The sequence below is a fragment of the Streptomyces sp. WELS2 genome (assembly GCF_013870595.1).
In the GTDB taxonomy this organism is placed as follows: Bacteria; Actinomycetota; Actinomycetes; order Streptomycetales; family Streptomycetaceae; genus Streptomyces.
Genome location: NZ_JACBWZ010000573.1, coordinates 1 through 4,167, shown reverse-complemented (window position 1 = coordinate 4,167; position 4,167 = coordinate 1). Strand labels below are relative to the sequence as shown.

Sequence of the window (4,167 nt, the reverse complement as noted above, 5' to 3'; positions counted from 1 at the left end):
GAACGGCGGACGGGCGTGGCCGCCGCACCGTCCACACCGGAGGCGCGCCATGTGTACCGGCCGCAGCGCACCCCGTTGGGGATGGGGACGGACCGGGGCAGGGATTGGCGGGTGGAGCTGACCGTATGGGGAGCGCCACGCGACCGGGCGGAGGCGGCCGGACAGCTGAAGGCCATGCGGAAGTCCGGGTTCACCAAGACGGTGCTGCCGCCCGGACCCGACGGCCTCGTCAACCGCACGTCGTACTACGTGAGCCTCTACCTGGGTGACGACCACCGGCCCAGAGTGATCCTCTTCGACAACGTCGAGAAGTGGGACCGCATGACGGGCCGGAACGTCTCGTTCGGCGCGCTGCCGCTGGCGAAGGAGGGCGCCACGGGCTCCGACCGGCTCGCGGTGGGCCGGACCGCCCACACCGCACAGCAGGTCAAGTGCACGTGGAAGAAGGACGAGAGCACCGTGGACCTGCCGATGGAGGCCGCCGGTAGCCCGGACCGGTGGTTCCTGTGCCTGGCCCCGGAGGGGGAGAGCATCAAGGCGGCGGAGGTGATCCAGTAGCGGAGGTGCTCCGGTAGCGGACGCCGATACGGCAGGGGGCGCGGATACCGCGGGTACGGCGGGAGCCGTGCTCACGGTCTCACAGCCACCCCTGCTGCCGGGCCTCGCGCACCGCCTCGGTCCGGTTGCGGGTGCCGGTCTTGCCGATCGCGGAGGAGAGGTAGTTGCGGATGGTGGACTCGGAGAGCTTCAGCCGGGAGGCGATATCGGCGACGGTCGCCCCGTCCACGGAAGCCTTCAGCACCTCGCACTCACGAGGGGTCAGCGGATTGGGCCCGGCGCTGAGCGCGGCGGCGGCCAGCGCGGGATCGACCACGGTCTCTCCGGCGAGCACCCGCCGGATCGCCGCGGCCAGTTCCTCCACCGGCCCGTCCTTGACGAGGAAGCCGGCCGCACCGGCCTCCATGGCCCGGCGCAGATACCCGGGCCGGCCGAAGGTGGTCAGGATGAGCACCCGGCATCCGGGCGCCCGCGTCCGCAGCTCGGCCGCCGCGTCCAGCCCGCTCGTCCCGGGCAGCTCGATGTCCAGCAGAGCCACGTCCGCGCTCCGCGCGAGCACGGCGTCCACGATCCCGTCCCCCGAGCCCAGCTGGGCCACGACCTCGATGTCCTCCTCCATCCCGAGCAACAGGGCGAGCGCGCCGCGCATCATCCCCTGATCCTCGGCGAGCAACACCCGGATGGGGGCGGCCGGCCGCTGCTTCCCGGGCGCGTTACTCATGGGGCCAGCGTACGGCGGGTGTGGGCGGGGACGCGGACTGCCCCGCTTCGGCCCGGGGCGACTCGCCGGCCCCGACGGGTGGATCACGGTGTCACCCCGCCGGCGTCAGCTCGTCGGCGCTCACGGGAAGCACGGCCGTGACCGTGAAGCCGCCGTGGGGCGAGGCACCGGCCGTCAGGGATCCGCCCGCCGCCGCGAGGCGCTCGGTCAGCCCCTTCAGCCCGGTACCACCGATGACAGTGCCTTCATCGCCGCAGGCGTCCCCGTCCCTGCCGTCGGAGGCACCCGTGCCGTTGTCCGTCACTGTCAGCCGTACCCGCTCGGCGGCCGACTCCACGGTGATCTCGCAGCGGGTGGCGTCGCTGTGGCGGACGACGTTGGTGACCGCCTCGCGCACCACCCAGCCGAGCAGTGCCTCGGTCTCCGGGTCGAGCGGTGTGCCGGACTGGCGGACCACCGGCCGCACGCTCGCCGCGGACAGCGCCGACCGGGCCCGGGTCAGCTCGGTGGCCAGGCTGCCCTCGCGGTAGCCGGTCACCGCCTCCCGGATCTCGGTGAGCGCCTGCCGCCCCACCGTCTCGATGTCCGCGATCTGTGTCAGCGCCGCGTCCAGGTCGCGGGAGGCCAGCCGGCGGGCCGCCTCCGACTTCACCACGACCACGGAAAGGGTGTGCCCCAGCAGATCGTGCAGATCACGGGAGAAGCGCAGCCGCTCCTTCTCCACCGCGCGCCGCGCCAGTTCCTCGCGCGCGGCCCGCAGTTCCCGTACCGCCTCGGACAGGCCGAGGATCGCGGCGGTCACCATGCTGGACAGGAACGTGGCGTAGGCGATGCTCGTCCCTTCGTCCCAGCCGGCCCGCAGCCAGGAGATCGCCCCCGCGTACAGCGTGAGCAGCAGCCCGGCCCGGCCCAGCCACGGCCCGCGCAGGGTGGCGCCGGTGGCCAGGCCCAGCAGCGGGAAGAACATCAGCCAGTTTCCGCCGTAGCCGAGGGCGAGTCCCGTGGTGACCAGGCCGAGCAGTCCCAGGGCCACCCGGGTGGACACCGACTCGCGCTTGGCCCGGTCGAACGCACGGAAGGTGACATGGACGTAGAGGGAGTTGAAGGCCAGCAGGCCCAGGGCGCCGATCCAGGGGTTCGGCGTGTCGCCCTGGATCACATTGGAGAAGGCGCCCATGCCCAGCAGCAGCCAGGGCAGCAGGGTGAAACCGGTGGGCGGCGGGCCCGGATGGCCGGCGCCGGACTTCCCGCCCTCCCGCCGGGCCCGTCGCGCGGTCCGGACGCACTCGCGCCGCTCCCGCCACCGCTCCCTCGCCCGCTGCCGGGCCGCCCCCCGGTCGAGTGGTCCGCGCCACCCCGTCATCTCCGTGTCCCCCCCCGGTCGAATGGTCCTCGCCCTACGGCGTCAGGACGCACAGCGTACGTAGCAAACGTAAGGAACCGGACGCCGCGTTCGACAGAGACGGGGATACGGAAACGAGCAGTACAAATGTCACGGTCCATCGGCCCTGCCTGACGAGTCGTCAGGAGCCTTCACAACTGCCGAGCGCTCGGCTATACAGAGGGCGCCGGACTGGAACGCGTTTCAGGAGCCCCATGCCCATCGACGCAGCGCAGGCCCTCGCGGCCGAACCCCGGACCGGCGAGATCGCCTGGGACCACAAGGACGTACAGCTCTACCACCTCGGCATCGGCGCCGGGCGTCCCGCCACCGACCCCGGCGAGCTGCGCTACACCCTGGAGTCCCGGCTGCACGTCCTGCCGAGCTTCGCCACCGTCGCGGGCAACGGCTCGCCCGGTGTGATCGGCGGGCTGTCCATGCCGGGGATCGACGTCGACCTGGCGCGCGTCCTGCACGGGGGGCAGAGCATCGAGTTCCACCGCCCCGTCCCGGTGCGGGGCACGGCCACCGCCACCGACCGGATCACCGCCGTGCACGACAAGGGCACGGCCGCCGTCCTGGTCATGCGCACCGAGGTCGCCGACGCCGGCGGCCCGCTGTGGACCAGCGACGCGCGGATCTTCGTCCGGGGCGAGGGCGGCTGGGGCGGCGACCGCGGTCCCTCCGGCCGGCTCGGCCCACCGGCCGGTGAACCCGACCGGACCATCGAGCGCCCCATCCGCGAGGACCAGGCCCTGCTCTACCGCCTCAGCGGCGACTGGAACCCGTTGCACGCCGACCCCGACTTCGCCCGGCGCGCCGGGTTCGACCGGCCCATCCTGCACGGGCTGTGCACCTACGGCATGACGCTCAAGGCGGTCGTGGACACGCTGCTCGACGGGGACGTGGCCCGCGTGCGCGGTTACCGCGCCCGGTTCACCGGAGTCGTGTTCCCGGGCGAGACGCTGCGCATCCGGATGTGGCGGGAGGCGGGACGGGTGCGGGTCGGGGTGGGCGCCGTGGAACGGGACGACGCGCCGGTGCTCGCCGACACGGTCGTGGAGCACTCCTGAGCGTGCCGCTCCCGGGAAGCAGCCGGTTGTCACTCGGACCGGGAAGGCGGGCGCGGAGCAAGGAAAAAGGGGGCGCCCGGCCGGACGCCCCCTCCTCTTCACTGCCGTCAGGCTGCCGCCTCGGCCTTTTCCTGGACCGGCTTGCGGTGCCGGCCGTGCGGAGCGGTCTCCCTCTCCTGGGCCGCGACCGGGCCCCGGTGCCGGCCGTGGCCCGCGGTCTCGGAAGAGCCGGCAGACAGCTGTTCGGTCGTGCTGGTGTCGCTCATCGGACGTATTCACCCCGTCAACATGATCTTCGGTACAGCCGGGGAGTGTAACCGGCGCACCACGGGCCGAATCCAGGCGCACACGCCAACCGGCACTAGTTCGTTACAAGACGCCCCAGAGGGGCCTGTTGCAGGGGCACGGGCCGCGCCGGCGCCGACCCGCCGGTC

4 protein-coding genes and 1 pseudogene are annotated in these 4,167 nt (G+C 73.0%); 2 read left to right on the top strand and 3 right to left on the bottom strand.

Annotation, left to right across the window (positions count from 1 at the left end):
- A pseudogene (locus H5J33_RS25905) lies at positions 1–558 on the top strand (hypothetical protein); the annotation flags it as partial.
- A gap of 79 nt (positions 559–637) precedes the next feature.
- Here H5J33_RS25905 and H5J33_RS25900 read toward each other — a convergent pair.
- A complete protein-coding gene (locus H5J33_RS25900) occupies positions 638–1,279 on the bottom strand; it encodes a response regulator transcription factor (protein ID WP_181797275.1) in 642 nt (213 codons plus the stop codon).
- Positions 1,280–1,370: 91 nt separating this feature from the next.
- Positions 1,371–2,642, bottom strand: a complete 1,272-nt coding sequence (locus H5J33_RS25895) for a sensor histidine kinase (RefSeq protein WP_181797274.1) — start codon at positions 2,640–2,642, stop codon at positions 1,371–1,373.
- Positions 2,643–2,875: 233 nt separating this feature from the next.
- On the opposite strand from H5J33_RS25895, the gene H5J33_RS25890 reads away from it, so the two are divergent.
- Positions 2,876–3,733, top strand: coding sequence for a MaoC/PaaZ C-terminal domain-containing protein (locus H5J33_RS25890; RefSeq protein WP_181797273.1), 858 nt, complete (start codon positions 2,876–2,878; stop codon positions 3,731–3,733).
- Between the two features lie 107 nt (positions 3,734–3,840).
- Here H5J33_RS25890 and H5J33_RS25885 read toward each other — a convergent pair whose 3' ends face one another.
- Positions 3,841–3,999 carry a hypothetical protein gene (locus tag H5J33_RS25885; protein ID WP_181797272.1) on the bottom strand — a complete coding sequence of 53 codons (159 nt, stop codon included), beginning with the start codon at positions 3,997–3,999 and terminating at the stop codon, positions 3,841–3,843.
- Between the last annotated feature and the right edge of the window lie 168 nt (positions 4,000–4,167).

What these genes read in the sequence shown, in the direction of transcription:
- H5J33_RS25900 (WP_181797275.1), bottom strand. Translation starts at nt 1,279, where the DNA reads ATGAGTAACGCGCCCGGGAAGCAGCGGCCGGCCGCCCCCATCCGGGTG.
- H5J33_RS25895 (WP_181797274.1), bottom strand. Translation starts at nt 2,642, where the DNA reads ATGACGGGGTGGCGCGGACCACTCGACCGGGGGGCGGCCCGGCAGCGG.
- H5J33_RS25890 (WP_181797273.1), top strand. Translation starts at nt 2,876, where the DNA reads ATGCCCATCGACGCAGCGCAGGCCCTCGCGGCCGAACCCCGGACCGGC.
- H5J33_RS25885 (WP_181797272.1), bottom strand. Translation starts at nt 3,999, where the DNA reads ATGAGCGACACCAGCACGACCGAACAGCTGTCTGCCGGCTCTTCCGAG.